The sequence below is a fragment of the Agromyces sp. NPDC058484 genome (assembly GCF_042720415.1).
Taxonomy (GTDB): domain Bacteria; phylum Actinomycetota; class Actinomycetes; order Actinomycetales; family Microbacteriaceae; genus Agromyces.
Window position 1 is genome coordinate 74,382 of sequence record NZ_JBHXMP010000002.1, and the last position, 4,625, is coordinate 79,006.

At 70.1% G+C, this 4,625-nt stretch carries 3 protein-coding genes; all 3 read left to right on the forward strand.

Translation table 11 applies throughout. From position 1 onward, the window contains the following. Positions 1 to 339 precede the first annotated feature (339 nt). The 3 genes from nusA to infB are packed head-to-tail and all read left to right on the forward strand — an operon-like array spanning position 340 to position 4,510. A complete protein-coding gene (gene nusA / locus ACFWN7_RS02830) occupies positions 340 to 1,338 on the forward strand; it encodes a transcription termination factor NusA (protein WP_376937169.1) in 999 nt (332 codons plus the stop codon). A gap of 42 nt (positions 1,339 to 1,380) precedes the next feature. Continuing rightward, complete coding sequence (locus ACFWN7_RS02835; protein ID WP_376937170.1) at positions 1,381 to 1,644, forward strand: YlxR family protein; 264 nt, start codon at positions 1,381 to 1,383, stop codon at positions 1,642 to 1,644. A 40-nt stretch (positions 1,645 to 1,684) separates the two neighbouring features. Continuing rightward, a complete protein-coding gene (gene infB, locus ACFWN7_RS02840; protein ID WP_376937171.1) occupies positions 1,685 to 4,510 on the forward strand; it encodes a translation initiation factor IF-2 in 2,826 nt (941 codons plus the stop codon). Positions 4,511 to 4,625 lie beyond the last annotated feature (115 nt).

The following is a 4,625-nucleotide window of genomic DNA, read 5'->3' on the forward strand; positions in this document are numbered from 1 at the left end:
GTGATTTGGGTGTTGGGGGCTGTCCACCCCCGGGGGCCCTTGGGCGCCGGGGGCCCAAACCCGCGTTTTTCCCCCTTTTCGGGCCCCGCCCCGGGGGGGGGCGGGGTCGGGGCCCCGCGACCCTCGGTCGTGCAGGTGTTCCCCGCGTAGTGCGCGCATCGCACCGACGGCGGGTGACGGATGCCCCGCGGCATCCGTCATCCGCCGTCCCCTTCGCTGTACCGTTGCCTGTCCGCTTGGTCGGTTGACAGGATGCCGGTGGCAGCGGCATCCGGTACGGTAGAGAGTTGTCCGCTCCGAGGGGAAGCGGCACTGAGAGCTGAATAGAGGAGGCCGGCCATGGATATCGACCTCAGCGTGCTCCGCATGATGGAGCGCGAGAAGGAGATCCCGTTCGACGAACTGGTGGAGATCATCGAGCAGGCGATCCTGATGGCCTACCTCAAGCACACCAACCCCGCCCAGCACGGGCACGCGAACCCCAGCGGCGCCCGGGCGCATCTCGACCGCAGGACCGGTCACGTGTCGGTGTACGTTCCCGAACTCGACGACGAGGGCAACGTCCTCGGCGAGGTCGAGGATTCGCCGAGCGACTTCGGCCGCATCGCCGCGTTCGCCGCGAAGCAGGTCATCAACCAGCGCCTGCGCGACATCGCCGACGACGCCGTGCTCGGCGAGTTCCGTGGGCGCGAGGGCGACATCGTCGCCGGCATCATCCAGCAGGGGCCGAACCCGCGCATGGTGCACATCGACCTCGGCGCCGTCGAGGCGATCCTGCCGCCCGAGGAGCAGGTGCCCGGCGAGGAGTATCCGCACGGACAGCGCATCCGCGTGTACGTCACGAGCGTCGCGAAGGGCCAGAAGGGCCCTTCGATCACGGTGTCGCGTACGCACCCGGCCCTCGTGCGAAAGCTCTTCGCCCTCGAGGTGCCCGAGATCGCCTCGGGTGTCGTCGAGATCGTCTCGCTCGCCCGCGAGGCCGGTCACCGAACGAAGATCGCCGTGCGGGCGAACCAGCCGGGCGTGAACGCCAAGGGCGCCGCCATCGGCGAGCTCGGTCAGCGCGTTCGCGCTGTCACCGCCGAGCTCGGCAACGAGAAGATCGACATCGTCGACTGGAACGACGACCTCGCCACTTTCGTTGCGAGCGCCCTCAGCCCCGCGAAGGTCACGAGCGCATTCGTCATCGACGAGACGACGCGCGCCGTGCGCGCGCTCGTGCCCGACTACCAGCTGTCGCTCGCGATCGGCAAAGAGGGCCAGAATGCCCGCCTCGCCGCGAAGCTCACGGGCGCGAAGATCGACATCCAGCCCGACTCGATCCTCGAGTCGAACTGAGCCGAACCGCGGCGTCGGCGGCCCGACAGCGCAGAGTGTAAGATGGAACCCGTCAGAACGTGCATCGGATGCCGTTCGCGTGCCCCGCGATCCTCACTTCTGAGGGTCGCTCTCCAGAATTCCCACGTCGTCGCGGATGCTTCGGCCGTGCTTCCGGGGAGGGGCGCGTGGCTGCATCCGACGCTCGAGTGCTACCGACTCGCCGTGCGGCGACGCGCCTTCGGGCGCGCACTCCGCATCCGCGGCGAGGTGGACACCAGCAACGTAGAGAACAGGCTGAACGGCGCAGTGATTACCAATGAGTGACAACTAATGAGCGGCTCGAAATGAGACCCGTCCGCCATTGATGGTCCGCCCTGTTTCGGGGTGGGCCCGGAACAGGAGAGAAGTGGCTGCCAAACCACGCGTACACGAGATCGCATCCGAACTCGGTGTCGACAGCAAGATCGCCCTTGAGAAGCTCAAGGAGATGGGCGAGTACGTCAAGGGACCCTCGTCGTCCATCGAACCCCCCGTCGCCCGCCGGCTGAAGGCTGCGCTCGAGGCCGCCGGTACCGCCGCGAAGGCTGCGCCCGCCGCCGAGGCCGCGCCCGCCGCCAAGGCTGCGCCCGCACCCAAGGCTGCACCCGCCGGTGCGGTGAAGCCCGGCCCGAAGCCGGCACCCAAGCCTGCCGAGGCTCCCGCTGAGCCCGCAGCCCCCGTCGCCGACGCACCGATGACGGTCGCCGAGCGCCAGGCGCAGGCCGAGGAGAGGGCCGCCCAGGCCGCCGCAGGCAAGCCCGCCGATTCGGGGGCCGCACCTGCCGCCGCGTCGGATGTCGCGAAGCCCTCGTCGGCGCCCAAGCCCGGTGGCGCGATCCCGCGTCCCGCGCCGCGACCCGGCGCGCCGCGTCCGGGCAACAATCCGTTCTCGAGCGCGCAGGGCATGGGCTCGCGCCCGGCCCAGCCGCGTCCGGGCAACAATCCGTTCTCGAGCTCCCAGGGCATGGGCCAGCGCCCGAACCCGGGCAACATCCCCCGCCCGCAGGCGCCGCGTCCCGGTTCGCCGCGTCCCGGCGCCCCGCGTCCCGGCGGTGCCGGTCGCCCCGGCGGCGGTGGCTTCCAGCGCCCCGGCGGCGCAGGTGCCGGAGCCGGTGCACGCCCGGGCGGCGCAGGCGGCGGCTTCCAGCGCCCCGGCGGCGGCTTCGGCGGCCCGCGTCCCGCGGGCGGCGGCGGTCGTGGCCGTGGCCCGGGTGGCGGCACCGCCGGCGCGTTCGGCCGTGGCGGCGGCAAGAGCAAGTCGCGCAAGTCGAAGCGGACGAAGCGGGCAGAATTCGAGATGCGGGAGGCCCCGTCGCTCGGCGGCGTGAGCGTTCCCCGCGGCGACGGCAACACCGTCATCCGGCTGCGCCGTGGCTCCTCGATCTCCGACTTCGCCGACAAGATCGACGCGAACCCCGGTTCGCTCGTCACCGTGCTGTTCCACCTCGGTGAGATGGCGACGGCGACCGAGTCGCTCGACGAGGCCACGTTCGAGGTGCTCGGCGCCGAGCTCGGCTACAAGATCCAGGTCGTCTCGCCTGAAGACGAGGACCGGGAGCTGCTCGAGGGCTTCGACATCGACCTCGACCAGGAACTCGAGGACGAGACCGACGAGGAGCTCCAGCAGCGTCCTCCGGTGGTCACCGTCATGGGTCACGTCGACCACGGCAAGACCCGGCTCCTCGACGCGATCCGCAACGCGAACGTCGTCGCGGGCGAGGCCGGCGGCATCACCCAGCACATCGGTGCCTACCAGGTGCACACCGAGCACGACGGCGTCGACCGGGCGATCACCTTCATCGACACCCCGGGTCACGAGGCGTTCACCGCCATGCGTGCCCGCGGTGCGCAGGTGACCGACATCGCGATCCTCGTGGTCGCGGCCGACGACGGCATCATGCCGCAGACGATCGAGGCGCTGAACCACGCGCAGTCGGCCGACGTGCCGATCGTGGTGGCCGTGAACAAGATCGACAAGCCCGACGCGAATCCCGCCAAGGTGCGCCAGCAGCTCACCGAGTTCGGCCTCGTGGCCGAGGAGTACGGCGGCGACGTCCTGTTCGTCGACGTGTCGGCGCGCGAGGGCATCGGCATCCAGGACCTGCTCGACGCGGTGCTCCTCACCGCCGACGCCGGTCTCGACCTGCGTGCGAACCCCGACAAGGACGCGCGAGGCGTCGCCATCGAGGCGAAGCTCGACAAGGGACGCGGCGCCGTGGCGACCGTGCTCATCCAGTCGGGCACCCTCCGCGTCGGCGACGCGATCGTCGCGGGCACGGCCTACGGTCGCGTGCGTGCCATGGCCGACGAGAACGGCGACGCCGTGCTCGCCGCAACGCCGTCTCGTCCCGTGCAGGTGCAGGGTCTTTCGACGGTCCCGCGCGCCGGCGACACCTTCCTCGTCACCGAGGACGACCGCACCGCGCGTCAGATCGCCGAGAAGCGCGAAGCCGCACAGCGCAACGCGCAGCTGGCCAAGGCGCGCAAGCGCATCTCGCTCGAGGACTTCACCCGTGCGCTCGAAGAGGGCAAGGTCGAGGCGCTCAACCTCATCATCAAGGGCGACGTGTCGGGTGCCGTCGAGGCGCTCGAGGAATCGCTCATGAAGATCGAGGTCGACGAGTCGGTGCAGCTGCGCATCCTCCACCGCGGCGTCGGCGCGGTGACCGAGAGCGACATCGACCTCGCGACGATCGACAACGCGATCGTCATCGGGTTCAATGTGCGCCCCGACGTGAAGGCGCGCGAACGCGCGGCTCGCGAGGGCGTCGACGTGCGCTTCTACTCGGTCATCTACAACGCGATCGACGACATCGAGAACTCGCTGAAGGGCATGCTGAAGCCCGAGTTCGAAGAGGTGCAGTCGGGTGTCGCCGAGATCCGCGAGGTGTTCCGCTCCTCGAAGTTCGGCAACATCGCCGGTGTCATCGTGCGATCGGGAACGATCACGCGAAACGCGAAGGCGCGCGTCATCCGAGACGGCGTCGTGGTCGGCGACAACCTCGCCATCGAGTCGCTGCGCCGGTTCAAGGACGACGTCACCGAGGTCCGCACGGACTTCGAGGCGGGCATCGGACTCGGCAAGTACAACGACATCCAGGTCGGCGACGAGATCGAGACGATCGAGATGCGCGAGAAGCCTCGGGTGTAGTCGTGGTGCGGGGGGGGGGGGGCGTACCGGACCCCCCCCCCCCCCCCCCGGGCAATGAGACAACCCAAGGCGGTGGCGCCCCCGGCGCGGCAAATGGCGGGAGGGACAAGGGGGT